The organism is Haloarcula ordinaria, assembly GCF_029338275.1.
GTDB classification, from domain to species: Archaea; Halobacteriota; Halobacteria; order Halobacteriales; family Haloarculaceae; genus Haloarcula; species Haloarcula ordinaria.
Genome location: NZ_CP119789.1, coordinates 1,850,480 through 1,876,651, shown reverse-complemented (window position 1 = coordinate 1,876,651; position 26,172 = coordinate 1,850,480). Strand labels below are relative to the sequence as shown.

The window sequence follows — 26,172 nt, the reverse complement described above, 5'->3', positions numbered from 1 at the left end:
TCTCGTGTCAGGGGTGAGCTGTCATCGCAGTTCGTGCTACTTCCTCTGCATCTTTGACGTGCTCGACCTCCAGAGAGGGATCTGAGTAGATATCTCTGGAGATTACTATATCTTCCTTTGCCTTTGAGAGGATTTCAAGCATCAACCCGACACAGTGGCCACCGCACTCTTCTCTAAACACTGGCCAGTATTTCTGACGTTAATGCTATATGCCCAGTCCCAGACAAACAGAGTATGTCAGACGACGCTGACGACTTATATTCTGTTTTCATTGACTACGAGCAGAAAAAAGAGCTCCCGATTCACGATGTTGGCGACGGCAAAGTGATGAAAAAGAATGCAGAGAAGAACTTCGACATGCACAAGCGGGAGTTGGGGCAGGTCCTCGAAGATCAACAATTCAGAATTCCGGAGTACCAGCGCTCTTATTCATGGCGGGATGAGCACCACAAACAATTTTGGTTGGACATCGAGCAATTCGTCGATGCTGATCTGGTCACCGGTCAGGACAATATTTCCGACGTTTTCTTTAGCACGATGTATTTCGCTGTGGACAAGGATAGTGAGGCCTACGATGTCATTGACGGGCAACAACGTCTCACAACGACACACATCCTTCTCCGAGTTATCATGGAACATCTGCAGGGAATTAACCCAGATACGATTAACGACGACGAGGTCACTAAATTTCGGAGCAACGGGATAGACCTCATCGATAAGCTTCTGTATGTAACTTCAATGTCTGGTAAGGAGCCGCGACTCGAGCTTAATAAGCATGATAAGGAGTTCTTTGAGGCCCTAATTCTGGGATCAGAGGAGCAGTTGGACTACCTCACATCTGACAAGATTGAATTTGATATCCATGGTAACAACAACAATGCGATCCGCGTATCTCAGTGCATTGAACGGTTGGGGATCACGGAGGAGGAAATTGCGTCAATAGATCCAGGTGGGTTGCGGTCCTCCTCGTTTTTCCGATTATACGACTCCCACGAGAAGTTGCTGAGTGCTTATGAATTCTACCATCGGAAGATCTCCGGCATCGTCGAGAGCGCTGAGGAGCCGGATCAGGCCGTGGTTGCACTACTGAACATCAGTGAGTACATTCAGCATGCATTTCATGTAGGGGAGTACGTTATTCAGGACTCTGCACCGGATTTCCGTATGCAAATCTTTGAGATCTTGAACGACCGGGGCGTAGATCTCACTAAAATCGACCGGATACGCTCTGCTGTGGTAAATGCGTTCTACGATACCGATGACAAAGATGACTTCATTAAAAAATGGGAGAAGATTGTCTCTGAATTTGCTGGCGAAGGAGACCGTATTGATGACTATCTTTCTATTTATCTGAGTATTGTTGATGAAGACGTCGATACGATTGGATGGGCGAGTAGCCAATTGACGAACGCATTTGATACTCGTAGAATCAATGAAGACAGCGTGAAGCCCCGTCTGGACAATGACGATTTTGAAGAGACAAAAGAGTTCGTCAGGAAAGCCGAGGACTTCGTCGAATACTTCAAGCATATCACGGATCCTGATCTCAACCACGAAGATCTGAATCTTGCCGCCCATACTAAGGAAGTGCAAGAGATTCTTGTCAGGTTAAACGATCAGCAAATGCAGCAGTGGCGGCCATTAGTGCTGGCCCTGTACTACTATACGGGAGATAGGTCCGAGGATCGAGCAGCGAGTTTCCGAAAGGTTATAGATACAATTGAAAAATTGAATTTCCGGCGTCTTCTCGCCTCTGAGAGACCCAACATCTTCAGTGAGATCTTCATCGACGCTGTCCACGAATTCGGGTTATCTCCACTCGCAGACGAAGTTCCCCCTGATGATGTCTACGCGCAGATCAACCAGTACCTTATCACTGAAATAAGGTCTTCCACGCCTACGCTGTTCGGTGACCGCTTCGTCGACATCATAACCCAAGCCCAGAACTGGAATACAAAACCAGTGAAACTTCTGTTTGGCCGCATCACCCACGAGCGCTACCGTGAAGCGGAGATCTTGGATCGGCAACTCGATATGGGGCAGATAGATCTAGAACACGTCCTACCCCAAACCCCGATCTACGACAAAGAAAATCCAGTCTGGCTACCGAAATTTTTCAATCTTGAAGAGAACGATAGTGAACTCGCCGACGAAATAAGGCGGTACCTCTCCCTTGTGCAAGAAGATGAGTTGGAGGACGAAGAGGAACAAGTCATAGAAAAAGTCGAGGAGCTCATCGCTCAACGGTTTATCGACGATATTGCTAATTTCCTGCTATTACGAGATAGTGACAATATTAGTGCTAGCAATCGGCCCCTGGCAGAGAAGATGCCACGATACCATGAAAATGTCGAGTATTTCAATAGCATCTATCCAAACCGCTACTTTACCGCAGAAGATGGGTCCATTGATCACGAGAAATTCCGAGCACTCAGCAATCAATTTAGTGAGGCCAACGATGATGAGGCTGATCGAACCGAACTTGACGATGAGATCACTGAGTACTTTAATTCATTTTGGACCTATGAGGCCATGAAGGACCGTCGAGTTGAGCTATTGCTTGACGTCCTGAAAACGTTGGAGTTTGAGACAGGTGACGATGAATTCGGTTTGGGTGCAGATGAAGGCGCAGTTCGTGCAGACCTTCAGGAACAAATCGATGAAGAATTCGAGAAACGCCTTCTAATTAGCACTTTATAACCGCCATCAGATAGGTAGATACTCTCGATAATTATTTGGAAGTAAAAAATATCACTTGTATAGATGATGGGGTCCTTATTTATGCCTCATCAATTCAACCGCAGCCAATTTCGCATCCAGTACATCATCGATATCTTCTCCCTCAGCAACGACCTCTTTCCACCTCTCAGGAGTTTCGAGGATCACCCGATGCGAGTGCGTGTAGTCAGCTACCCGGTCAGTCGGAATTGGAACGATACGAATCATCTTCTCCGAACCCTCTAATTCGTAAACGGCACAGAGAGTATTGTGCTCGACGAGTTCGGCTATTGTCGCTTCCCATCTATCGGGCAGTTCGTCGTCTTTTGGTGTTGGAGTCATTGTGAGCATCTGAATTCCTCCATCTTCGTAACGGCGGCTTCCTCAGCATCTTCGACATGCTCAACCTCCATGCCTACAGCCACTTCTTCAACTCCGTCTTCTGCATGGACGAGGATAACGCGATGAGCGTTGCAGAAGCCGGGCTGCGAGTAGGTCTTGTAGGGAGTGACCCTCACTTCGGCTCCGGTTTCTTTGTGCTCGAATTCTGCGATAAGCTTAAAATTCCCGCTGAATCGGCAGGTTTCCGTGACCCAATCCTCAGGCACATCTACTTCCGGCTCGTCATCAATCATCGCTACCAACCTTCGCTATCGCTTGTTCTAACGTGCCCTCGAACTGCCAATCTGCGACCTCGAAGGATTTCTGGATTCCTTCGTCTTCCCATCTTGGGAAGCCGCAGTGCTTGCTGACCTTGATCCTCCATTCACTGGGCTCGTCGAAGGGGCTTCTCGTGGGAAGTTCGACGACATACAGGTATTCTTCATCGCCGTGGATACCATGAGAGGGGTCTTCGACACCGTGACCAAGGAAGTAGGACGGTGTGACCTGTTTATCCTTCCAGTCTTCCGGTTCTAGAACTCCGACAATCGAGTCAGGTAAGTCATTGTAGACGCCATCCCGACAGCGGAAGGTCCGTTCCATGTACCAGAGTTTGTCGATGAAGATGAACTGTGCCGCTGCGTAACTCGCGTCCCGTTGAGTCCCAGTAGTGTGTAGCAACTCTTGGAGGCGTTCCAGCAGCGAGAGCACGCTTCCAGGGTAGCCATCTGAGTGACGGTATACCTGAGCGACTCGGTCAGAACCGTTCTCCGTAAACCGGACTTGACATCGGGTGCTCATAGACTGGCGTACCTCGTCGGGTCTAGGTCTGTATTTTGCTGGATGGATTGAACTCGTTCGAGCTGGTGCTCTCCAGTGGCTCGGTCACTGCTGCCCCACGAACAGGCCGGGCAACCGTTGCCCTGCAGAACGTCTTCTTTCTCGGTATCGGGCATCTCGTGGGTGAGGTAGTAGAACTCCCAGGGCTCTCCACAGAGTCCACAGATTACGTCATTCATCTCCACTCCCTCCTGCGGGCGAGTGGGTCGGATACAAGACCGAGATACCCATGCTCGCCGCTGGCCCTTCTTGTTCCTCGACCTCTCGCCACTGATTCACGGTGTCGAGCAACTGTTCTGCTTTCTCAGGATTGCCTTGCTCTATTCGGAGCCAGTGCGCTCTGGCCGACTCAATCAGAGTATCCAGATCTCTGTCGAACACTGCAGCCCCACGTTCACAGTATGCCTCCGTGCCGCCGTCACGGAAATCTGCAACGTGCGTCGCTGCATGTGTGGGACTCGCATAACCTATCGAGTCGTCCATTATCGCGGCTACTAACTCTTCATCGGACATCTCCCCCGCCGTGTGGGTATTCATCTCCTTGGCACAATCTCGACAAAGATTGTCAAATTCCTCTGGCACTCGATACTGTTCGTAGTATTCAACGCCGACAGCCGACCAGGAACCGCAGTGGTCACATGACCGGCTGGAGATACTCTCGTCTGCTGAGTTTTCTGTCATAGCGAATCTCTCCAAGAATCGGCTGTGTTACGGTATCACAAGCCGATTCAGGAAATAGAGATACAAACCACGGTTATCAAATCTATTCAAAATAGGTTAGATGAACGCTCTCTACGTCGATTAACCGATTCTATACGTGCTCTTTCGGCATGAGGTCCTGGAAGTCCTGGGAATCGAGCCAGTCGCAGAGTTTGACGAGTTGTTCTGTAGCAGCCTCGAACATTTGCTCACCCTTCTCTGCAGTAGCATCTGTTTGGTCTCCTAAGACGCCGTTGTCCGTATTATCAGCAGCATCGTAGAATGTACGCGATCCAAATTTCTCTGTGTCAGCTTCATCAACGCTCGCCACCCCTCCATCTCTCGCATCTTCCAGACGATCCTCACGGACCAGTTCTTGCCTGAGGTGCTGGATCATCGCTGTTTCCTTCGGACCTCCATGTGGCCCATTCTGCTCAAACAAGTCATCCACGAGGTCAGGGATACTATCGTTCCACATCCATTCTATCGCATAGAGTACCTCCTCATCACGAAGCCGTCTACCAACCTCACGGAGATGTTCTATGTTTCCGCCATGAGCATTGACATAGATGACTCGGTCTATCCCGTGGTATGCCAGATTTCGTGTTATCGACTCTACGTAGTCTCGAAAGACAGGAGCGTCAGCCCACATCGTTCCGTGAAACTGCCTGTGGTGAGGACTTACTCCGATATTGATAGTCGGCGTACAGAGGTAGCCAGTTCTTTCAGCAGCTTCTCGTGCAAAACCCTCTGCGATCAGGTGATCCGTCCCCTCAGGAAGATGAGGTCCGTGTTGCTCAGTTGAGCCAAGTGGAACCAGTGCCAAGGATTTGTCCTCGAAGTAATCCCCGAGTTCCGGCCAGGTGTGGTCGGCTAGATACATACATTCTGCTGGAGGGTGGCGGACTCTTCAATCTGTGCAACTTCGGAAGTTCAGACGCCTCAGTCGAGCAAGCCTCGTTTTTCAGCTTCTTTCCTCGTTAGGTCTGGTGTCAGTTCTGGATACTGGTCTGTTAGGTGGATCTTCGGGTGACAGGTCTTGCAGACTGGGACACGGATGTTCTCCTTGTATGAGACGTGGTGAGCCACGAGATTCGGCTTGTACTCACCGCAGGCTGCACATGCATGTCTGGGGTCGTCTACCTCCTCACCACACATGCGAACTACACCGTCCCCTCAGGCCCGTACTTCCGATAGCGTTCTCGGAGGTCGTCAGTAATCAACCGGAGATACTGCTTCGTCGTGTCAAGACTCTCATGGCCCATAATATCGGCTAGCGTCTTGATGTCCATCCCGTTCTTCAGAGATTGCACTGCGAATCCGTGCCGCAGAGAGTGAGCAGTGATTTTGTATCTGTTCTGGCCGTTGCCGTCAGTATACATCTTCGACTGAATGTCTGCGTTCTTCGCGGCCTTTACGATGACTTGGTTGATTTGATGAGGGTTGAGTCGACCACTTCGCTCAGATACGAAGAGGTGATCCGATTTCTCAGCCCAGTTGTAACACTGACGATAACCTCCATCAAGCCAGATTTGCAGAAGCGTATCGAGAGTCGGTTGATAGAAGACAATCCGATTCTTGTCGTTCTTTCCTCGAATCTGAATCTCTCGATTCTCCCTATCGAGGTTGTCAAGGGCTATATCCGCAGCTTCCTCACGTCGGAGACCGGTTTGCCACATCAACTCAATCAGCAGTTCGTTCCGCGTCTTAGGACCGGGACAGTGCTCCTTCATCGCCTCTTTCTGCTCTCTGGTTACGTACGGGATATCCTCGGCGAGTTTGTCGCTCTTCTTGGTTGGGTTCCGATAATCGACGATGTCCGCTTGGTTCAGATTGACCTCCTCTGCTGGGTTCTCGTCTATGACGTTTGCTTTGTCATGCAAGAACTGGTACAGCATCGAGACAGCCGCGAACTTGTCTTTGACTGTCGTATCTCCGTATCCCTTCTGCTTCAGATGTATCGCGTAGTCTTCGAGTCTAAGGGGTGTGAAATCCTCAAGACTCTCTTCAGTCTGGTTTTCAACCCACTCCGTGAACTGAATGAGGCCCAGTTCTCGATTCTGGATTGTCCCTTCGGCTTTCGTTGCTCTGGTCCGCTGGAGATATCGAGAAGCGTCATCCAGAATGATGCAGTCCACAATGTCCACATGGTCACATGGATTCTGGTGTATCTCTTCTTCTTCGACCAGATACGCGAAATACTTCTTAAGACTCCAGAAGACATCTGAGCGGATATTACCGTAGGGTATTGACTTCCGTCGCTTAACCCATTGGATGAATTCTTCTATCTCAGATGCCCTACACTCCGTTACGGAAACCTCTTGAGTTTCAATCCACTCAGAGAACACCTCTAAGGAGCTGGTATGGGTCTCGATTGTCGACTCTGCGTAATCGCGGTCTCGACACTCACGGATGAAGGCTTCTGCTGACCTGAGCATAGCAATCAGTCCTCTTTGTAGTAGTGGACCGTGCCTGCTGCCGACTCAACCGAGTACACAGAATGAGTCGTACTCTGGAGTCGGTTGATAGCTAACTGGACGGCTTCCTTGTCTGCATCGAGGATAGTGGCGATATCGTTTATCGAGCCAGTACATGGTCGTCTATCGGTCTGAGTGGCATCTTCTGAGGGGAGTGTAAACTCGCCGTCTTCGTCCATTGCTTCCCCCATGAACTCAATGTCTACACTGCTCTCATCCCCAGGGATGGCATTCTCTTTCAGTGCAACTGCCTGCTGAATCTCCGAAACGGAACTCGGCAGGATTCTGTAGACCTCTGTCGCTAGCTCAGTGAGGTCCTCGTCTCCGTAGCGGTCAGATTCGATAGCGGACAGTCTACGGTCCATCGACTGGAGCTTGTTCGAGATTTGGTCCAGTTTGTGTATTACCTCCGGTGACGGCTCCTGCGAATCTGCCCCGCTTGTGTCCGGAGCGGTGATTGGGTCATCCCTGGAAATCTCTTTTTCCATGGCAAGACGGAGCACCTCCGATAGCGTTGTCATGGGACTTTCTTCAACATAGTCTTCCCACCTTTCCTTCTTATTTCTGGACAATCTTACTGCTACTGTCTTATATTCGTCCGACATTGCAGTATAAGGTCACAAAACGAAACGTATTAACAATTTTCTCTAAAAACAGAGTTACGTCCACTCGAGGGCGTACATCGTCCCGTCGTCGCGGAGTCGTCGGCCGACCTCCCGGAGGTGCTCGACGTTCCCCCCGTGGGCGTTGACGTAGACGACGCGGTCGATGCCGTGGTACGCGAGGTTCCGGGTGAGGCTCTCGACGTAGTCCCTGAACGGGCCGGGGTCGGACCACATCGTCCCGTGGAACTGGCGGTGGTGCGAGCTCACGCCGACGTTGACAGTCGGCGTACAGAGATAGCCGGTCCGTTCGGCCGCCGCCCGGGCGAAGGCTTCGGCGATGATGTGGTCGGTCCCTTCGGGGAGGTGCGGGCCGTGCTGTTCCGTCGACCCGAGGGGGACGAGCGCGAGCGACTCGGCGTCGAAGTACGACTCGAGGTCCGGCCACGCCTCGTCTGCGAGGTACATGGCCACCCGTGCACTCCGGACCGTCTTGAAGATGTGGGCGATGCCGTTTCACAGGACGGGCCGGCTTCGATGATGGCAGGAAGCGGGGCCCTCATGCACGAACGCTTATGTATCCCGCTGGCCTCCCGTCCAGCTATGCCTGACGACTCGCTGTTCGGTCGGCTCGGGAGCCGGTTCGAGGCGCTGTTGTTCGGTGAACGGGCACCCACCTACCGGCGGTTCGTTCGTGCGACGTTCGTCGTCGCGGCCGGCCTGGCAGCGGCGTACGTGGTCGTCGAGAGCGGTCTCGTCGACCTCGGGAGCGACGTCGCGAACGTTCTGGGCGTCGCGACGGCAGTCGCCGTCGCCGTCCTCGTGCTCTCGGGCATCGTGGAGTTCGTCGTGCTCGGACGGGTGTACCAGCGCGGCACGACCGAGGTCGCGCGGGCCGCGGCCGACCTCGAACAGGCCGCAGAGCAGTTAGAGGAGACCGCGACCGACCTCGAGGCGACCGCGGAGGAGGTCGAGGGGGCCGCCGAGACGGTCGACGAGGCTGCAGCCGACATCGAGGAGACCGGCGAACACCCTGACGGGGCCGCCGACGTTCGTGACAAGACCACCGACGCGAAGGCGACTGCGGACGCAGCTCTCGAAGAGGCCGCGGAGGCCAAGCGGACCGCGACGGCCGTCGAGGTGACCGCGGAAGAGCGCCGGGAACGGCTCCCGGCCGACCCGGAGACGGGCGAGGAAGACGAAGCGGACGAAACGGAGTGAGACCCGTCGGCGCGCCAGCGACAGGCGCCCAGCGAGTCACGTTTTGGACAGGCCGTACGGACACAACGTGTTTAACCAGTTGCAGTGGCTAGACCGCGTCGATGACTGACGGGTCCGTGCGGGGCGAGGCGGCGTTCACGACGCTGGGCGAGTCGGTCCGGGCCGCCCTCTCCGAGCGGGGGTTCTCGACGCCGACCGAACCACAGCGGGCAGCGATTCCGACGCTCGTGAGCGGTCGCGACGCACTCGTCGTCGCTCCGACCGGGACCGGGAAGACCGAGACGGCGATGTTGCCGGTACTCGACGCGCTCGCCCAGGACGAGGAACGCTTCGGCATCGGCGCGTTGTACATCACGCCCCTCCGCGCGCTCAACCGGGACATGCGCCAGCGGCTAGACTGGTGGGGCGAGACGCTGGGGCTCGACGTGGACGTTCGACACGGCGACACGACGGATTACCAGCGACAGAAGCAGGCAAACGACCCCCCCGACGTGCTGGTCACGACGCCGGAGACGTTGCAGGCGATGCTCACGGGGTCGAAACTTCGGACGGCGCTCTCGGACGTCTCGCACGTCGTCGTCGACGAGGTGCACGAGCTCGCCGCGTCGAAGCGTGGCGCACAGATGACGGTCGGCCTGGAGCGGCTGGCGGAACTCGCCGGGTCGTTCCAGCGTATCGGCCTCTCGGCGACGGTCGGCGACCCCGAGGAGGTCGGCCGGTTCCTCACTGGTGGGTCCCCATGTAGCGTCGTCGAGATAGACATCGGGAGCCGCCTCGACATCGACGTGGTGCGGCCGGAGGTGACGGAGCGCGACGAGCGACTTTCGAGCACGCTGGTCACCGACGCGGAGACGGCGAGTCACGTCCGCTACGTCGACGAGCTGATATCGGCCCACGACTCGGTCCTGCTGTTCGTGAACACTCGCCAGACCGCCGAGGCGCTGGGGTCCCGGTTCAAGGAGCTGGGGACGGACCTTGGCGTCCACCACGGGTCGCTCTCGAAGGAAGCTCGAATCGAGGTCGAAGACCGGTTCAAGGCCGGCGAGTTGGACGCCCTGCTGTGTACCTCCTCGATGGAGCTGGGCATCGACGTGGGCCACGTCGACCACGTCGTCCAGTACGGGAGTCCCCGGCAAGTCTCCCGCCTCGTCCAGCGCGTGGGTCGCGCAGGCCACCGGAGCGGCCAGGTCTCCTCGGGAACCGTCGTGACGACCCACGTCGACGACACGCTGGAGGCGCTGGCCATCGCCCGGCAGGCCCGCGAGGGCGACGTCGAGCCGGCCGAGATACACGACGGCAGCCTCGACACCGTCGCCAACCAGATCGCCGGCCTCGTCATGGACAGCGGGGAGATTCGGGCGATGGAGGCCTACGAGATACTGACCCGGGCGTACCCGTTCAGGGACCTGCGCGAAGAATCGTTCAAGGCCGTCGTCCGCGAGCTCGCCGCGAACAACGTCGTCTGGCTGGACGAGGAGCGCGATACCTTGGAGAAGCGCCGTGGCACCTGGCAGTACTTCTACCAGAACCTCTCGATGATTCCCGACGAGGCGACCTACGACGTCGAGGACGTCGCCTCCGGCAAGCAGGTCGGGACGCTCGACGAGCGATTCGTCGTCAACTTCGCCACGCCTGGCGAGGTGTTCGTCCAGCGCGGCGAGATGTGGCGCATCACGACTATCGACGAGGAGGAGGAGACGGTCACCGTCTCGCCCATCGAGGACCCCGCCGGCGAAGTGCCATCCTGGGTCGGCTCGGAGATTCCGGTCCCGCGGGCCGTCGCGTCGGAGGTCGGAGAGATTCGCCGCGTCGCCGGCCGACAGTTGCAGGACGGGGCAGAGGCGGGGTCGGTCGCCGCGCACCTCGCGACGCGCTACGACGCCAGTCCGGAGACGATCGAGACGGGCCTCGAGGACCTCGCGCGACACGAGGGTCCCCTCCCGGACGAACGGACCGTCCTCGTGGAGTTCCATGGCCGCGACGTCGTGCTCAACGCTTGCTTCGGTCACAAGGTAAACGAGACGCTGGGTCGTGTGCTCTCGGCACTGCTGGGACAGCGAGCCGGGTCCTCCGTCGCGATGGAGGTCGACCCGTACCGCATCGAACTGGAGGTGCCGCGTCGCATCACCGCCGGCGACGTCATCGAGGTCATCGAGGAGACCGACCCCGACCACGTGCCGGCGCTCATCGAACTGAGCCTGAAGAACGCCGACGCGCTGAAGTTCAAGCTCGCGCAGGTCGCCACGAAGTTCGGGTCGCTGAAGCGCTGGCGGGGTCGCGGCTCGACCGACTTCGGCCGGGATCGCCTGCTCGCGGCCCTCCAGGACACGCCGATGTACGACGAGGCGGTCCGGGAGGTCAAACACGAGGACCTCGCCATCGACGAGACGGCCGACGTCCTCGCGGCGCTGCAGTCGGGCGACCTCGCCCTCGAGACGGTCGCCGAGCGGACGCCGGTGGGGTTGGGCGGACGTTCGTCGGGCCGCGAGCTGCTCTCACCGGAGAACGCCGACGCGAGCGTCATCCAGACCGTCCGCGAGCGCATCCAGCGCGACCGCGTGCTGCTGTGCTGTCTCCACTGCAAGGAGTGGGACCGGAAACAGCAGGTCAAGCGCGTCAGGGACCAACCGGAGTGTCCGAAATGCGGGTCGACCAGGGTCGCGGCACTGAACCCGTGGGCCGACGAGGTCGTCTCGGCGGTCCGGGCCGCGGAGAAAGACGACGAGCAGGAGAAGATGACCGAGCGGGCCTACCGCTCCGGGTCGCTCGTCCAGACCCACGGCAAGCAGGCCGTCGTGGCGCTGGCGGCCCGGGGCGTCGGGCCGCACAACGCCGCACGAATCATCAACCGCCTCCGGGAGGACGAAGACGAGTTCTACCGCGACATCCTCCGTCAGGAACGGGAGTACGCCCGGACCCAGTCGTTCTGGGGCTGACAAGTCGGGGCCGTCAGCCGTCGGTCTCGTCGCGCTGTTCGTCACCCTGGTCCCCGAGTCCAGCGAGTTCGTGGAGTCGTCCGGGGTCACCACGCGCCTGTCTCGCCGCGCGACCGGCGACCCGACGTGCCAGCAAGACGGCCACGATTGCGGGGATGGCGAGGCCGCCGACCACGAGGAGGAGTTCGGTGCTACCGACCGTCGCCTCCGCGGTCGTCGAATCGAGCGCCAGCGTCACGAGCACCGCGCCGACGCCGGCGACGACGAGATAGAGTCCCCGGGCCAGCGCGGCACTCGGGTTGGGGAACCGCGAGAGGTACGCGGCGGGCAGCAACCAGCCGGCGAGGCCGAGCCCGGCGAACGCAGCGAGCGAGAGCTCGACGCCGGCCAGGACGACGGTGAACACCACGAGCGGCGAGATGGCGATACCGAGCGCCAGTCCCGTCAGCGCAACCGCCCAGCGCGGTGCTCGGGTCGCTTCGCCGTCGATCGCGTCCAGCTGTGCGGCGACGGCGTCGGTATCGAACCCGCCGAGAAGCGGCGTCTCGCAGGCCGGACAGCGCACCGCGTTCGAATCTGCAGGCTCGCCGCAGTTCGGGCAGGTCTGCCCGTCCGCATCCGGGAGCGCCATACCGTCGGTTGTCCGCCCGGGGGCTTGAGTGATGCGCCCAGGGCGCCGTGGACGGCAAGGCTCCCTTTCTCGCACCCGGCGGAGGTCGAACCAGCCGAAGCGAGATGGACCGGAACCTGAACGTACCGAACTCGGCGGGAGAGTAAGAGCGTGTTGTCCGAGCGGTAAGTCGTCGCCCCACGAGAGTAATTCGGGCTTCATCAGTGGCTCCCAAAAATGTCAACCTAATAACAATATCGCCCCGGTCCGATGCTCGACCCGCCATGTCGAGAGACACACGCGGTCCGTATCGGCGAGACGTGATGAAGACCATCGGCACGGGCGCCGCGCTGTCGGTAGTCGGGGGTTCGGCCATGGCCCAAGAAGACGGGGGAGACGACGAGAACGGAGAAGACGGCGGGAACGGAGGAGACGACGGCGAGATGGACGAGGACACGGGGACAGTGCACACGGTCCGGACGCTCATCGAGGGGCCGGCGACGAACCCGGAGCGACCGGCGGACTTCTTTTTCCAGCCCACCGGGCTCCACGTTCAGCCTGGCGACGTCGTGAAGTTCGTCTTCGTGACGTCGGACCACAACGTGGTGTCGTACCACCCTGCGTTCGGGATGCGACGGCGCGTCCCGGTCGGCGTAGACTCCTTCTCGTCCCCGCTGATGGGCTGGCGAGACGACTCCATCGCCGACGATCAGATCGAACCGCCAGCGGAGCCGGGCGAGGGCGGCGAGAGCGACGGCAGCGAGAACGGAGACGACGACGGTGAGAGCGAAGACGAGAACGGAGACGACGACGATGAGAGCGTACCACAGCCGAGCACGTGGCTCCACGCCTTCGAGCGGGAGGGCGTCTACGACATGCTGTGTTCACCACACGAGACGTTCGGCATGAACTTGCGCGTCGTCGTCGGGGACGTCTCGGAGGCGCCCTTCGAGACGTCGGACCCCGACAACCTGGTGCCGCCGCGTGCGGGGCCGGTGGGGCTGGCACGGGTGACGCTGACCGACCCGGCGCTGGAACCGGCGGCCATCGTCGAACAGGGGACCGTCGCCTGGCAGGACCTGGACGCGAACCAGGGCGACGGCGGGTAGGCCGACACGTCGTTCATAAACGACTAAACGCGGCCCGCCCATCGCTGTGCCCATGCGACTGGAGGAGTACTGGGGAATCGGCCCGAAGACGTCCGAACTGCTGAGCGGGGAACTGGGCGTCGAGCGGGCCATCGAGGCCATCGAGTCGGCAGACACGCGCACGCTGGCGTCGGCGGGGCTCTCGCGTGGCCGTGCGACGCGCATCCTCCGGCGAGCGACCGGCGCCGAGTCGATGGACCTGCTCGCCACTCGGGACACCCGCAACGTCTACAAGGAACTGCTCGACCTCGCCGAGGAGTACGCCGTCACTGAGGACGCGGCCGACCGGATTCGCGTGCTCACGCCGCTGCCCTCTCGCGAGCAGATGGAGGCGCGACTCGACGACGTGCTCGAAGCGCGTGACACCTGGGCAGCGCTCTCGGACAGCGACCGGCGAGCCGTCGTCGCGGCGTTCGACGGGTACGACGCCGGCGGCGGGGACCGCGCCGCCGTCGAGACGGCACTCGCGCTTCGAGACACCGGCGTCGAGGACGGCGTGTTCGAACCACTCGCAGCGCTGGACGGCGATGCGCTCGCTGGCGCCAGGGCCGCACTCGCCGGCCTCGCCGGGTCCGGTGACCGCGTCGGCGACGGGGCCGACGACGAACTAGACCGCCTGCGCGAGCAGCTGGGCCAGGTCGAGGACCTGGCAGCGGGGTCTGCGAGCGTCGTCGAGGCCGTCCAGGAGGGCGCGAGACGACCGGCCGAGTTCCAGGACGCCCTGGTCCGGCACGTCACCGACGAGACCGGGCTGGGCGGTGCGCGGGTCCGCGAAGCCATGCCGAGCGATGCGACGGACGCCCGGGACTTCGTCGAGACGGCACTGCGGGACCTGCGGAGTACCCTCCGCAGCGACGTCGAAGCGCGCGAAGCGGCCGTCTCCGACCGGCTCGAATCGGACCTGGCGGCTGCTCGCGAGGACGTGGACGCCGCGGTCGCAGCGGTGGGCGACATCGCCCTGTCCGTCTCGCTCGCGCGATTCGCGCTGGCGTTCGACCTCGTGCGACCGACGTTCGTCGACGGTCGCTCGACCATCGCGGTGCGCAACGCCCGCAACCTCGCGCTCGCGGACGTCGACGACGTCCAACCGGTGACCTACGCGGTCGGTGACCACGACCTGGAGGTTCCGAGCGCAAACGCCCCGCCGACCGGCGACCGGGTCGCGGTGTTGACGGGCGCGAACTCGGGTGGGAAGACGACGCTGCTGGAGACACTCTGTCAGGTGCAGCTGCTGGCCCAGATGGGGCTGCCAGTCCCGGCCGAGGCCGCCGAAGTGAGTCTCGTCGACACAGTCGTCTTCCACCGTCGGCACGCCTCGTTCAACGCCGGGGTCCTGGAGTCGACGCTGCGCTCGGTCGTCCCGCCGCTGACCGACAGCGACCGGACGCTGATGCTCGTCGACGAGTTCGAGGCTATCACCGAACCGGGTTCGGCGGCGAACCTGCTCCACGGCCTGGTGACGCTGACCGTCGACCGCGACGCGCTGGGCGTCTTCGTCACCCATCTGGCCGACGACCTCGAACCGCTCCCCGAGGTCGCTCGCGTCGACGGTATCTTCGCCGAGGGACTGAACACCGACCTCGAACTCCAGGTCGACTATCAACCCCGCTTCGGAACCGTGGGGAAGTCCACGCCGGAGTTCATCGTCTCTCGACTCGTCGCCAACGCCAGGGACCCAGTCGAGCGGTCGGGCTTCGAGACGCTGGCCTACGCCGTCGGCGAGGAAGCCGTCCAGCGGACGCTGTCCGACGCTCGCTGGACGGAGGAGTGAGGCCGGTCAGCCGTCGTCGGGCGTGTCGGCCGAGTCTGTCTCCGGCCCCGTCAGAATCGGAGCCTCGACGGTCACGACCGAGCCGGTCGGGTCGTTGTCGTCGAACGCGACAGAGCCACCGGCGATGTCGGTCCCCCAGGCGATGAGCGCGAGGCCGAACCCGCTCCCGTGGCCCAGCGGGGTCTCGGACCCCTCCTCAATGAGCCTGAGTTCGTTCTCGTCGATGCCGGGGCCGTCGTCGGCGACGCTGACGGTGGCGTGGTCTCCGTCCGTCTCGACGGAGATCCACACCCGTTGCTCTGGGCCAATGTTGTGTGCCGCGGCGTTCTCGACGACGTTCTGCAGGACGGTGTCGAACAGGCTGTCGACGTAGACGTCGGCGGAACCCGACTCGTAGTGCACGTCGACGCTCGGGTACGCGTCCTCGGCCGAGGCGACTGCCTCACCCAGTATCGCGTCCAGACGCAGCGACTTGCGCTGTTTCCGCCCCTGCTCGAACACGTCGATAATCGTGCGTGCCTTCTGGCTGATGTCCTCTATCTCGAGTGCCTGCTGCTGGAGTTTCGCCGACTTCTCCTCGCTGTTGTTCGTGGCCAGATACTCAGCGTTCCCCAGGATGACCTGCGTGCTGGTGCGGATGTTGTGCCGGAAGATGCGGTTGAGGACCTCGAGGCGTTGCTGCTGGCGGAGGTGTTCGCTGATGTCGTGGAGCGTGATGACCCGCCCGATGGTCCGGTCGTGGATATCGGTCACCGTGCTGACCGAGACGTCGTAGGCCCGGTTCGAGTTCGGCGGGTGGTAGACGTTGTGGCCCAGGCGCGTCGACGAGCCTATCGTCTTGAGCTTCGGGCTGGCGTACTCCACCGGCCGGCCGAGGGCCTCTCGCGGTAGGAGACCCAGCGCCTCTGCGGCCTGCTCGTTCAGGTCGATGATGTGGTCGTGACTGTCGAGCACGAGCGCGCCCTGTTGCATCCGTCTGAACACGACGTCCCGCGCGTGGCGGATGGCAGTCGGGTTCGCCCCGAACAGCTGGAATCGGGTCAATGCTCCGAGGTACGCGATGCCGGAGACGCCGAAGGCGACCGGCGTGGGGTCGATACCTGCCGTCGGGAGCAGGCCGAACAGGAAGAGGAGGTTCGTCGCCCACGGGGCCACGATTCCGACGAGCAGTGCCAGGCTCTGTCCGCGGAACGTGCTGACCTCGCTGGTGACGAGGCCCAACAGTGGCAGTGCCCCGAGCAGCCCCAGCAGGTACGTGTAGATGGCGATGACCCAGAACCAGATGCCGGGCGACCGGCTGATGGAGGTGACGGCACCGTGTGCGACGAGCTGCGTGTCGACGTACAGGAGGTGGTGGAACTCGCTCGTCAGGCCCAGAATCGCGGTTATCGCGGGGACGACGGAGAGCGCCAGGAGGTACTTTCGGGTCGTGTACTCGTCGTAGCCCGCGTACTCGAGGGCGAAATACAACCAGGCGACGGGTATCAGCCCGATCCCCACCCAGGAGACGTCGACCCAGAAGACCTTGGCCGAAAGGCTCGTGGACGTGATTCTGAAGAACAACGTCGTCGACCACCAGCACTGTCCCGCGAGGAGCAAGACGAGCGGGACCGACCCGGGTTCGGGGCGTTCGCGCCACGCGAGCAGCCCTCCGGTCACCCCGACGGCGATAGTTCCCACCAGCACTATCTTCATAAACGTCAGTGTGAGCACGGACAGTGTCACCGTCAGTGGCCGCGTATATTAAGTATCTGTTGAATTTCCTGAATAAACTGCGAGTAAAATAAACGTGTTAGTGGCCGAGCAGGGTGAGGGCCACCAGGAGAAGCGCCGGGAGACGGGTACACTCTGCGGCGATGGAGAGGCCGTCCTCGTCGTCGACGCGGCCGAGACAGAACGTCACGGCGGCGAGGCAGGCGAGACTCAGGACGAGAACGCCTGCCGAGACGGGCGACAGGAGGTCGGCGGCGACTGCGCCACCGAGGATGACGGCCGTCAGCACGCAGATACCGTAGAGCAGGTGACGCGTTCGTCGGACGCCGAACAGGGTCGGCAGCGTGTCGACGCCGATCTGTCTGTCACCCTCCATGTCGCGGACGTTGGGAATCTCCGTGTTGACGAACGTCGCCAGGAAAAAGAACAGGAACACGATGCCGGCGGCGGGAGTGAGCGAGGCCCCGGCGAACGCCAGCGGGAGGAAGACGATGACGAGTGCCCACGCACCGGCGACGAGCGCCGAGCTGAGGACCGCGACCTCCTTGAGTCGCCGGACGTTGGTCCCGATGCTCGGCAGCCAGTCCTGTGCGTACAGGAGCCAAATGGCACCGGGAAGCAGCGAGAGGGCGAACGCCAATGGGCCACCGAGCACTGCGAGCGCGACGGCGAGGCCGTACGACAGTGCGGCCAACACGTAGAGAATATCCTTGTAGCGGCGCACGTACGCGGTTCGCCTCGGTGCGGACACGGCGTCCGTCTCGAGGTCGGAGATGCGGTCGTTGCCGTAGACGGCGAAGGTGAGCAGTCCCGCGACGGCCGGCGCAGCGGTCAGCGGGAGCGACAGCAACTCGGTGACGATGACCACTTCGGCCACCGCGACGAGTGCGAGATACGCAGACGTGTAGAGAAAGAGGTTCAGCGCGGATTTGCCGAGGTCGTAGAGCTGTGAGTCGGTCGTTCGGTTCAACAACAGCGTCAAAACGTCTCGTTCTGACTGGGATTGTGGTTCGGTTGCCATACTGCGAGCGTACTGACGTCATGCATCGCAGTAAATCCTCATTCTATCAGCAATCGACTACCGAATAGTCGAGACACTCGTATGCGGCGTCCGGAAGTAATCAAACGTCGAACGCCCGTGGTTCGGTCGCCGGCCGTCAGTCGCTCTCCGGAACCGGTCGCGTGGGACGTGCCGTCGAGCCCTGTGCCGCGGACTCCGCCGAACCGTCGGTCAGCGAGCGCGTCGAGTTCCCGACGACGAGTAGACTGCTCGCGGTCATCGCCAGCGCGGCGAAGAGCGGGTTCAGGAGGCCAAGCAGTGCGAGCGGGAGCGCCACGGCGTTGTACCCGAACGCCCAGGCGAGGTTCTGGCGGACCCGCGAGCGCGTCGCCGTGGTTACATCCAACATTTCGGGGACTGCGGACAGCTCGCCGGTAGTGACGACGGCGTCAGCGGCGTCAGCCGCGAGTTTTGTCCCGGAGGCCATCGCGATACCTACGTCGGCGACGCCCAGCGCCGGCGCGTCGTTGCTCCCGTCACCGACCATCGCGACGGTCCCGCGAGACTGGAGGCGCTGGACGACTTCTGTCTTGGCCTCCGGCGGGACGCCGGCGAACACCTCGTCGACGCCCGGATGGGCTTCGAACGCGGCTGCGGCCTCGGGACTGTCGCCGGTGAGGACGACGACCTCGTGGTCGGGGGCCAGCGCGTCGACCGTGTCCTCCCAACCTGGTCGCGGCCAGTCGCCGGCGACGACCAGACCGCGAGCACGGCCGTCCCAGGCGACCAGCGCGGGCACGTGGCCCGCCTCGCGCGCAGCCGCGTATCGGTCCCGAAAGGCCTCCTCGATGTCTATCCCGAGCGACTCAAGCAGGTCTGCGGTCCCGACGACCGTCCGCTCGCCGTCGACGGTGGCGCTGACGCCGCGGCCGGGATGGGTCTCGAACGCCTCGACGTCGGCGTCGGGGACGGCGACGGCGTCTGTCACGGCCGCGGCCAGCGGGTGGTCGGCGAACTGCTCGACCGCGGCGGCCCGGCGCATCACCGTCGAGTCGGCCCGTTCGAGCAGCTCCATCTCGCCCGTCGTCAGCGTCCCCGTCTTGTCGAAGGCGACGACGTCCAGGTCGGTAGCCGTCTCGAAGACTGACTCGCCGGTGACGACGACGCCGGCGTCGAACGCCCGGCGGATGCCAGCGGCCGTCGCGAGCGGCGTCGCGAGCCCCAGCGCGCAGGGACAGGAGACCACGAGGACGGCGAGCCCGGTCAGCAGCGCGTCGGTCGGTGCCGCGCCGAACAGCAGGTGTGCGCCCGTGGCGACGACCGCCAGCAGGACGACCAGCGGGACGAACACGGCGGCGATTCGGTCGACGAGCCGCTGGACGCCGCCGCGGCCGCTCTGAACGTCCCACAGCAGCGTCGCGAGGCGGTCGATAGTGCTCTCGGCGTCGGGGCCGACCCGGACGACGACGCCCCCCTCGGCGAGCAGCGACCCGCCGAGCACCTCGTCGCCGGCCGTCTTTCGCACCGTCCGAGACTCCCCGGTGACCAGCGACTCGTCGGCCGCGCCGTCACCGGAGACGACGACGCCGTCGACCGGAATCCGGTCGCCGCTCTGGACGACCAGCTCGTCGCCGGCGTCGAGGGCATCGATGTCGACGGTCTCCGTCCCGTCGGCCGTCCGGCGGCGGGCCGTATCGTCCCGCTGGGTCGTGAACTCGGTCAGGCGTTCGAGCGCGCTGCGGCGGACGCGGTCCTGATAGTAGTCGCCCAGCGAGACGGCCATGACGATGACCGTCGCCACGTCGAAGTACACCTCGGTGTGGCCCAACAGCACTGCGAGCACGCTGTACCCGAAGGCCGTCGTGGCAGCCATCGCGACCAGCAGGTCCATGTTGGGTCGGCCCGCACGGAGGCTGACGTACGCCCCCCGAAGCAGCGGCCAGCCGGTGTAGCCAACGACGACAGCGGTCATCACGGCCATGTTCCACAGGAGGTAGTCACCCGCCGCGCCGGTCGGGTCGAGCAGCAGGAGCGACGGGTCGACGCCCAGGTACGCCGGGTAGAGGAAGAGAATGTACCACAGCATCGTCATCATCCCGAAGAAGCCGCCGACGATGAGGCGGCCTTCTAGTTCGTACTCGTCGTCCTCGGCGTCGTGGCGATGGCTGGCGTCGTACCCGGTCCCGTCGACAACGCCCGGGAGGGTCTCGGCGTCGATGACCTCGGGGTCGTAGGTGAGTTTCATCGTCCCCGTCGGATAACTCGCCGCCGCACCCGTGACCCCATCCTGGTCGGTCGCGCGGGCTTCCAGGAAGGTCTCGCAGGTCGCACAGTGCATCCCCTCGACCGAGAGGAACGCCGTCTCACCGGTCGCGTCCTCGGGGTCAGTACCCGTGTCGGCGTCCTCGACCGACGCGGCTGCCGGGTCGTCGAGGGTCCGGGCCACTTCCAGACAGCCCCGACAGCAGAAGGTTCCCGCGACGTCGGCGTCGCTGACCGGGGCGTCGACCGGCAGGCCACAGAGCGTACAGTCGGTCATCGGTCGTCACATCCAGGGCATCGGCAGCGGCGGTTTGGGAATCGAGACACCGAAGGCCGCCAGCCCGTTGGCCAGCGGGACGAGTGCGAGCACGACGAAGACGGCGCCCAGCACGCGGTGCAACGAGGACCGACGGGCCGGCGACAGCGACCCGAAGGCCGTCCCGTAGGCGAACACGAGCGGGATAGTCCCCAGGCCGAGCGCCGCGAGTGAGAGGGCCCCGGTCGCGACCGAGCCCGTCGCGAAGGCGTACAGGAACGCGGGATACAGCAGCGGACAGGGCAACAACCCGTGCATCGCCCCGAGCGCGACCATCCCCGGGCCGTCGACCCAGGCGTCTATCTTCGCGACGAGTGCCGCGGAGACGCGCTGGAAGCCGGTGCCGACCAGGGGAACCGAGGCGGCCACGTCCACGGCGCTCCCGCGGGTCATGTAGCCGAGCCCGACCGTGAGGATGAACGCGCCCACGAGCACGCCGACGACACCACGAACCGCGGTGCCGAACTGCGCGAGGCCGGCGACGTCGAACACCAGGGTGCCGAGGCCACCGAGCAGCGCGCCGACAGCGGTGTAGCTGACGGTTCGACCGACGTTGAACAGCGCTTGTTGGCGAATCTCGTGTGTCGAGACCGGCCCGCCGTCGTCGAGCCTGTCGGCGTACGTCGTCACCAGCGGTCCGCACATCCCGAGACAGTGGACGCTACCGACGAGGCCGAGGCCGGCGAACGCGAGCAGCCCTGCCGTCTCGCCCGCACTCAACGCGCCGGCCGCGAGGTCCATCTCAGGCCGGTGCGCCCTCCGACGCGCCCTTCGCCGTCATCCAGTAGAGACTCGCGGCGATGAGAACGACGTTGACGAGCGCGAGGGCCACGATGGTTCGACCTGTCCCCTGCAGGTAGTACGCGACTGGAGCCAGCCCGGCGAGAGCGAGCAACGTCATGATACGAGGATTCGACATCGACATGGACAACGCTTCGGCAGTCGGGATATAAAAATGAAGGGGGCGTTCCTACCACCTGAAAACACTGGGTGCTTTTTAGTCGATAAGCCTGGTTCGGATGGATATGGGCCGAATGACTGTTGGAGCGACGACAGTGCCAACCCGGCCTCCGACGATGGAGGGGTCTGGATGTCACTGAGGAGACGACAGTTCGTCCAGGGCGCGGTCGGCGCGACTGCCCTTGGCGCGTCAGGACTGGCATCGGCACAGGAAGAACCCGACTACGGCGGCTGGTTCGACGACGTCTCGAACTACGACGGCACCGTCGACAGGCGCGGGGAGGACACCGTCGAGATTACCGTCGGGGCGGAGGGGAACAACGGCGCGTTCGCCTTCGACCCCGCGGCCGTGATGGTCAGCCCCGGCACCGAAGTCGTCTGGCGGTGGAACGGCGAGGGCGGCGGCCACAACGTCGTCTCGGACGGCGACGGCCCGCTCGATTCGGGCTCGCCCGTCGCCGAACAGGGGACCACCTATTCACACACCTTCGAATCGGAGGGTATGTTCAAGTACGTCTGTGTCCCCCACGAGACGCTGGGGATGAAAGGCGCCGTCGTCGTCCGACCCGGTGGGTCGGGCGGTGGCAGCAGCCAACCCCAGGGCCCGCCGGCCAGCCCCGACTACGGCGGCTTCTTCGACGACGTCTCGAACTACGACGGGACGACCGTCGACCAGACCGGACAGGACACCGTCGAGATATCGGTGGGAGCAGAGGGGAACAACGGCGCGTTCGCCTTCGACCCGCCGGCGGTCAGAGTCTCGCCGGGCACCGAAGTCGTCTGGACGTGGACCGGCGAGGGCGGCGGCCACAACGTCGTCTCGGACGGCGACGGCCCGCTCGATTCGGGCTCGGCCGTCGCCGAGGCGGGGACCACCTACTCCTACACCTTCGAGGAGATGGGCATCTACGAGTACGTCTGTGTGCCCCACGAGAGCCTGGGGATGAAAGGCGCCGTCGTCGTCGGCGGCCCCCTCGAAGGCGGTAGCGGCGGCGGCGAGACCGGCGGGCGCGGGAGTATCGAGCTCTCCGGCCCCCAGTGGCTCCTCAGCGGGTCGATCATCCTGGCGTTCTTCTCGCCGCTGTTGTTCGCGGCGGTGATGCGCAAACGGTACCGCGAGCGTCCGCCCCAGACGGTCGGCGAGGAGAGCTTAGAACGGGCGACCGGACCGGTTCCGGTCGAAGAAGCGGCAGAGACCGAACCGGCAGTCGAACTGGCACACGACGAGTACGACCCGAAGGGAACGGCGGCGCTGGTCGCGTTCTACTTCGTGCTCATCGCCCTCCTGTGGGTGTTCATGTACTTCGTCGAGTTCCTCGGCCGCGTCTCGGTGATCGGGTGATAGCATGCAGGTTCACAACTTCGAAAAAGTCTGGCTCGGTGCAGCGATACTACTCATCGTCGGCTTCATCGCCACCATCTCCTATGGCACCGTCGGTGCCGGTATCTCGATGGTCGACGATTCGGGCGGACAGATCAGTGCAGAGGCCGTCCAGAACGGGAACACGGGAACGGCCTTCGACGACCCCGGCGTGGTCCAGGAGAGCGAGGACAACGTCGTCGTCTACGTCGTCGCCCAGCAGTTCCAGTTCCGGCCGGGGAGCGGTGACACCCCCATCCGGGTTCCCGTAGACACGCGCGTCACGTTCAAGGTGACCAGCGCGGACGTCGTCCACGGCTTCGCCGTCACTGAGACGAACATCAACACGATGGTCATCCCCGGACAGGTCGCCGAGGTCACCGCCGTCTTCGACGAGACGGGGACCTACGGCCTGGTCTGTCACGAGTACTGCGGGGCCGCCCACCACACGATGGGTGGGTCCGTGGAAGTGGTCCCGCAGGACCAGTACGAGCCACAGGAGGTGAGCAACTGATGGTTTTCGTCGACGAGTACCCCAAGACCTCGAAACTCATCCGCAGTCAGTTCATCGTCTCGTTCGTCGCCCTGGCGCTCGGTGCCCTCTTCGGCATCGTCCAGGCGCTCCACCGGACCGGAACCCTCCGGATAATCAGTTCCGCGGACTACTACACTATCCTGACCGGGCACGGCGTCCTACTGGCGCTGGTGTTCACGACGTTCTTCATCGCTGGCCTCTTCGCCTGGGCAGTCAGCAACAGCCTCGAACGCGAGCTCCCCCAGCGGGTCTCGTGGTCGGCCTTCTGGCTGATGCTGTTCGGGACGGTGCTCGCGGCCGTCGCCATCATCGGCGGCCTCATCGGCGCGCCGTCCATCCTCGGACACGACCTGAAGGCCGACGTGCTGTTCACGTTCTACGCTCCGATGAAGGCCCACCCGGCGTTCTACGTGGGTGCGGCGCTCATCATCGTCGGCTCGTGGCTCGCGGGCTACGCCTACTTCAAGTCGCTGTGGAACTGGCGCTCGGAGAACCCCGACGAGCGCATCCCGCTGAAGACGTTCATGGTCGTGACCACGATGCTGATGTGGTACATCTCGACCATCGGCGTCGCCGTCGAGGTCGTCGCGCTGCTCATCCCGTGGTCGCTGGGCCTCATCAGTAGCGTCGACCCGCTGCTGACCCGGACGCTGTTCTGGTACTTCGGCCACCCGGTCGTCTACTTCTGGCTGATGCCGGCGTACCTCGTCTGGTACACCATCCTGCCGAAACTGGCCGGCGGCCGACTGTTCAGCGACCCGCTCGCCCGCGTCGTGTTCGTGCTGTTCCTGCTGCTGTCGACGCCGGTCGGCTTCCACCACCAGTACGTGGACCCCGGCATCCCCGAGGGCTTCAAGTTCATCGCCATGACGAACACGATGTTCCTGCTGTTGCCCTCGCTGTTGACCGCCTTCACCGTCGTCGCCTCGCTGGAACACGGGGCCCGCCAGAACGGCGGGAAGGGCTACTTCAGCTGGCTCCGGAACCTGCCGTGGGGCGAACCCGCGTTCGCCGGCTGTGCGCTGGCCGGCCTGATGTTCGCCGCCGGCGGGTTCTCCGGGATGATCAACGCCGGGATGAACATCAACTATCTCATCCACAACACGCTGTGGGTGCCCGGCCACTTCCACCTCACCGTCGGCACCGCGTTCGCGCTGACGGCGATGGCCATCAGCTACTGGCTCGTGCCACAGATTACGGGCAAGAAACTTCAGCGGCGCTCGCTGGCGGTCGTCCAGCCCTACGTCTGGTTCATCGGGATGGCGCTGATGTCCAACGCGATGCACCGCGCCGGGCTGGCCGGCATCCCTCGCCGGACCGCCGAGCCGATGTACAGCGAGTTCTCCTTCGAGGGCGTCGCCGGCACCGTCGGCGAGATGCGGCTACAGATCGCCATCGGCGGCACGCTGCTGTTCGTCGGCGCGGCGCTGTTCCTGGTCGTGATGGCCGAGACCTGGCTCGCCCACCGCGGCGGGCGCCTGCAGGTCAACAGCGTGTTCCCCGACCCGCTCTCCGGGCCGGAACACAGCCCGCGTATCCTGGACAACTACAAGCTGTGGACGGCCATCGCGCTCGTCCTCATCGTCATCGCGTACGGCCCGCCGCTGGCAGCGATGCTCGCGGACGGTATCGCCGTGCCCGGTAGCCCACCGATTCCGGTCTAATCAGCCCCGTTTTCCATATCCATGTTCGACGACGTCTCCGGTCCCGACCAGACGACGCTGATACGAGTCCTGATAGTCGTCGGTATCGGCCTGCCGATCGTCATCGAGGTCGCCACCTTCGGTGGCATGCTCAGCCACTACGTCGCAGGCGGAGGCGGTGACGCGGGCACGGCAGCCGCGAAGACGCCGACCCCCGAGGTAGCGGGAGCGGATATCGACGACGAGATCCTCGCCGAGGCCGACCCGACGGTCCATATCGAACGGGCGTCGGTCCTCGCCGCCGACGAGAGCTGGCAGTTCGTCCTCACGCTGAACGTCACCAACGCCGGCGAACAGTCGTCAGCGGTACAAGTAGGGGCGGTCACCGCGCACAACGGTGCGACGGTAGCGGGCGCGGGAACGACCGGCGAACTCGGCCCGAGCGAGAGCGGGCGCGTCACCGGCTCCTGGAGTCTGCCGCTCGGCGAGCGCCCCGATACCGTCGAGATAACCGTCGTCACCGAGACGGCCGATGGAGCGAGCGACGAGACGGCGTACACGGTCGCCCTCGGTGACATCCCGGTTTCCAACCAGTGAGAAGCGCGCACATAAGTTATTAGCGTGGGCGGCGATGTCGAAGACGAGGTGACACAGATGACGACACACCATCCCCGGAAGGGCGTGGAGCTCTACCGCGAAGACGACGCCTACGTCGTACTGTTCGACCTGCCCGACCACGACCCGGCCGACATCGAGGTCAGCTGGCACGACAGCCGGCTCCACGTGGAGGCCGTCGAGAACCGCGACGGCAGTCGGCACAGCGTGTTCCACCGCAGTATCGGCCTCCCGAAGGCCATCGTGGAGGGGAACATCTCGGCGGTGTACGACGACGGCGTGCTGACGGTGACGGCCCCGGTGAGCGAGTCGGGCCCGGACCGCCACACCGTCAACGTCCAGTACTGAGAGCGCGGTTCGCGGAC

25 protein-coding genes and 1 pseudogene are annotated in these 26,172 nt (G+C 62.6%); 10 read left to right on the top strand and 16 right to left on the bottom strand.

The features are described from left to right. Nucleotides 1-7: 7 nt before the first annotated feature. Nucleotides 8-142 (bottom strand): hypothetical protein, encoded by a 135-nt coding sequence (locus P1L41_RS09980; RefSeq protein WP_276295581.1) that lies wholly within the window; start codon nt 140-142, stop codon nt 8-10. Nucleotides 143-234: 92 nt separating this feature from the next. Between P1L41_RS09980 and P1L41_RS09975 the strand changes: the two genes are divergently transcribed. Then, nucleotides 235-2,700 carry a DUF262 domain-containing protein gene (locus tag P1L41_RS09975; RefSeq protein ID WP_276295580.1) on the top strand — a complete coding sequence of 822 codons (2,466 nt, stop codon included), beginning with the start codon at nt 235-237 and terminating at the stop codon, nt 2,698-2,700. A 75-nt stretch (nt 2,701-2,775) separates the two neighbouring features. Here P1L41_RS09975 and P1L41_RS09970 read toward each other — a convergent pair whose 3' ends face one another. From P1L41_RS09970 to P1L41_RS09930, 9 genes and pseudogenes are all read right to left on the bottom strand, one after another. Then, the gene (locus P1L41_RS09970; protein WP_276295579.1) at nt 2,776-3,069 is read right to left on the bottom strand and encodes a hypothetical protein; all 294 of its coding nucleotides are present in this window, start codon (nt 3,067-3,069) and stop codon (nt 2,776-2,778) included. Next, on the bottom strand, nt 3,057-3,353 hold the full coding sequence (locus tag P1L41_RS09965; RefSeq protein WP_276295578.1) for a hypothetical protein: 297 nt from the start codon (nt 3,351-3,353) through the stop codon (nt 3,057-3,059). The genes P1L41_RS09970 and P1L41_RS09965 overlap by 13 nt, the downstream gene beginning before the upstream one ends. Next, on the bottom strand, nt 3,346-3,900 hold the full coding sequence (locus tag P1L41_RS09960) for a hypothetical protein (RefSeq protein WP_379788766.1): 555 nt from the start codon (nt 3,898-3,900) through the stop codon (nt 3,346-3,348). The genes P1L41_RS09965 and P1L41_RS09960 overlap by 8 nt, the downstream gene beginning before the upstream one ends. Nucleotides 3,901-4,110: 210 nt before the next feature. Beyond that, nucleotides 4,111-4,620, bottom strand: a complete 510-nt coding sequence (locus P1L41_RS09955; RefSeq protein ID WP_276295576.1) for a hypothetical protein — start codon at nt 4,618-4,620, stop codon at nt 4,111-4,113. A 130-nt stretch (nt 4,621-4,750) separates the two neighbouring features. Next, on the bottom strand, nt 4,751-5,521 hold the full coding sequence (locus tag P1L41_RS09950) for a creatininase family protein (RefSeq protein ID WP_276295575.1): 771 nt from the start codon (nt 5,519-5,521) through the stop codon (nt 4,751-4,753). 59 nt (nt 5,522-5,580) lie between these two features. Further along, nucleotides 5,581-5,796, bottom strand: a complete 216-nt coding sequence (locus P1L41_RS09945; RefSeq protein ID WP_276295574.1) for a hypothetical protein — start codon at nt 5,794-5,796, stop codon at nt 5,581-5,583. 5 nt (nt 5,797-5,801) lie between these two features. Then, nucleotides 5,802-7,076, bottom strand: coding sequence for a tyrosine-type recombinase/integrase (locus tag P1L41_RS09940; protein WP_276295573.1), 1,275 nt, complete (start codon nt 7,074-7,076; stop codon nt 5,802-5,804). Nucleotides 7,077-7,081: 5 nt separating this feature from the next. Then, the gene (locus P1L41_RS09935; protein WP_276295572.1) at nt 7,082-7,720 is read right to left on the bottom strand and encodes a hypothetical protein; all 639 of its coding nucleotides are present in this window, start codon (nt 7,718-7,720) and stop codon (nt 7,082-7,084) included. Between the two features lie 60 nt (nt 7,721-7,780). Then, nucleotides 7,781-8,185 (bottom strand): annotated as a pseudogene (locus tag P1L41_RS09930) (creatininase family protein); the annotation flags it as partial. Nucleotides 8,186-8,320: 135 nt separating this feature from the next. Here P1L41_RS09930 and P1L41_RS09925 point away from each other — a divergent pair. Both P1L41_RS09925 and P1L41_RS09920 read left to right on the top strand, forming a co-directional pair. After that, nucleotides 8,321-8,938, top strand: coding sequence for a hypothetical protein (locus P1L41_RS09925; protein WP_276295571.1), 618 nt, complete (start codon nt 8,321-8,323; stop codon nt 8,936-8,938). Between the two features lie 101 nt (nt 8,939-9,039). Next, the gene (locus tag P1L41_RS09920) at nt 9,040-11,874 is read left to right on the top strand and encodes a DEAD/DEAH box helicase (RefSeq protein ID WP_276295570.1); all 2,835 of its coding nucleotides are present in this window, start codon (nt 9,040-9,042) and stop codon (nt 11,872-11,874) included. A 13-nt stretch (nt 11,875-11,887) separates the two neighbouring features. Here the strand turns inward: P1L41_RS09920 and P1L41_RS09915 are convergent, their stop codons facing one another. Then, nucleotides 11,888-12,505, bottom strand: coding sequence for a zinc ribbon domain-containing protein (locus P1L41_RS09915; RefSeq protein ID WP_276295569.1), 618 nt, complete (start codon nt 12,503-12,505; stop codon nt 11,888-11,890). A 263-nt stretch (nt 12,506-12,768) separates the two neighbouring features. Between P1L41_RS09915 and P1L41_RS09910 the strand changes: the two genes are divergently transcribed. Further along, a complete protein-coding gene (locus P1L41_RS09910; protein WP_276295568.1) occupies nt 12,769-13,593 on the top strand; it encodes a cupredoxin domain-containing protein in 825 nt (274 codons plus the stop codon). A gap of 52 nt (nt 13,594-13,645) precedes the next feature. Next, a complete protein-coding gene (locus P1L41_RS09905) occupies nt 13,646-15,403 on the top strand; it encodes a MutS-related protein (protein WP_276295567.1) in 1,758 nt (585 codons plus the stop codon). Nucleotides 15,404-15,409: 6 nt separating this feature from the next. Here the strand turns inward: P1L41_RS09905 and P1L41_RS09900 are convergent, their stop codons facing one another. The 5 genes from P1L41_RS09900 to P1L41_RS09880 form a co-directional block, all read right to left on the bottom strand. After that, entirely contained in the window at nt 15,410-17,098 is a 1,689-nt protein-coding gene (locus tag P1L41_RS09900; protein ID WP_276295566.1) for a histidine kinase N-terminal 7TM domain-containing protein, read from the bottom strand. 97 nt (nt 17,099-17,195) lie between these two features. After that, complete coding sequence (locus P1L41_RS09895) at nt 17,196-18,137, bottom strand: UbiA family prenyltransferase (RefSeq protein WP_276295565.1); 942 nt, start codon at nt 18,135-18,137, stop codon at nt 17,196-17,198. A gap of 136 nt (nt 18,138-18,273) precedes the next feature. Further along, complete coding sequence (locus P1L41_RS09890) at nt 18,274-20,655, bottom strand: heavy metal translocating P-type ATPase (RefSeq protein ID WP_276295564.1); 2,382 nt, start codon at nt 20,653-20,655, stop codon at nt 18,274-18,276. A gap of 6 nt (nt 20,656-20,661) precedes the next feature. Next, on the bottom strand, nt 20,662-21,435 hold the full coding sequence (locus P1L41_RS09885) for a sulfite exporter TauE/SafE family protein (RefSeq protein WP_276295563.1): 774 nt from the start codon (nt 21,433-21,435) through the stop codon (nt 20,662-20,664). Nucleotide 21,436: 1 nt separating this feature from the next. After that, nucleotides 21,437-21,619, bottom strand: a complete 183-nt coding sequence (locus tag P1L41_RS09880) for a DUF8131 family protein (protein WP_276295562.1) — start codon at nt 21,617-21,619, stop codon at nt 21,437-21,439. Nucleotides 21,620-21,784: 165 nt separating this feature from the next. Between P1L41_RS09880 and P1L41_RS09875 the strand changes: the two genes are divergently transcribed. The 5 genes from P1L41_RS09875 to P1L41_RS09855 are packed head-to-tail and all read left to right on the top strand — an operon-like array spanning nt 21,785 to nt 26,155. Further along, nucleotides 21,785-22,996: a halocyanin domain-containing protein gene (locus P1L41_RS09875; protein ID WP_276295561.1), complete on the top strand. Its 1,212-nt coding sequence runs from the start codon at nt 21,785-21,787 to the stop codon at nt 22,994-22,996. A gap of 4 nt (nt 22,997-23,000) precedes the next feature. After that, nucleotides 23,001-23,528, top strand: a complete 528-nt coding sequence (locus P1L41_RS09870) for a cytochrome c oxidase subunit II (protein WP_276295560.1) — start codon at nt 23,001-23,003, stop codon at nt 23,526-23,528. Then, complete coding sequence (locus P1L41_RS09865; RefSeq protein ID WP_276295559.1) at nt 23,528-25,213, top strand: b(o/a)3-type cytochrome-c oxidase subunit 1; 1,686 nt, start codon at nt 23,528-23,530, stop codon at nt 25,211-25,213. The genes P1L41_RS09870 and P1L41_RS09865 overlap by 1 nt, the downstream gene beginning before the upstream one ends. A gap of 21 nt (nt 25,214-25,234) precedes the next feature. Continuing rightward, the gene (locus P1L41_RS09860; RefSeq protein ID WP_276295558.1) at nt 25,235-25,789 is read left to right on the top strand and encodes a hypothetical protein; all 555 of its coding nucleotides are present in this window, start codon (nt 25,235-25,237) and stop codon (nt 25,787-25,789) included. A gap of 57 nt (nt 25,790-25,846) precedes the next feature. Next, on the top strand, nt 25,847-26,155 hold the full coding sequence (locus tag P1L41_RS09855) for an Hsp20/alpha crystallin family protein (protein WP_276295557.1): 309 nt from the start codon (nt 25,847-25,849) through the stop codon (nt 26,153-26,155). The last annotated feature ends 17 nt before the right edge of the window (nt 26,156-26,172 follow it).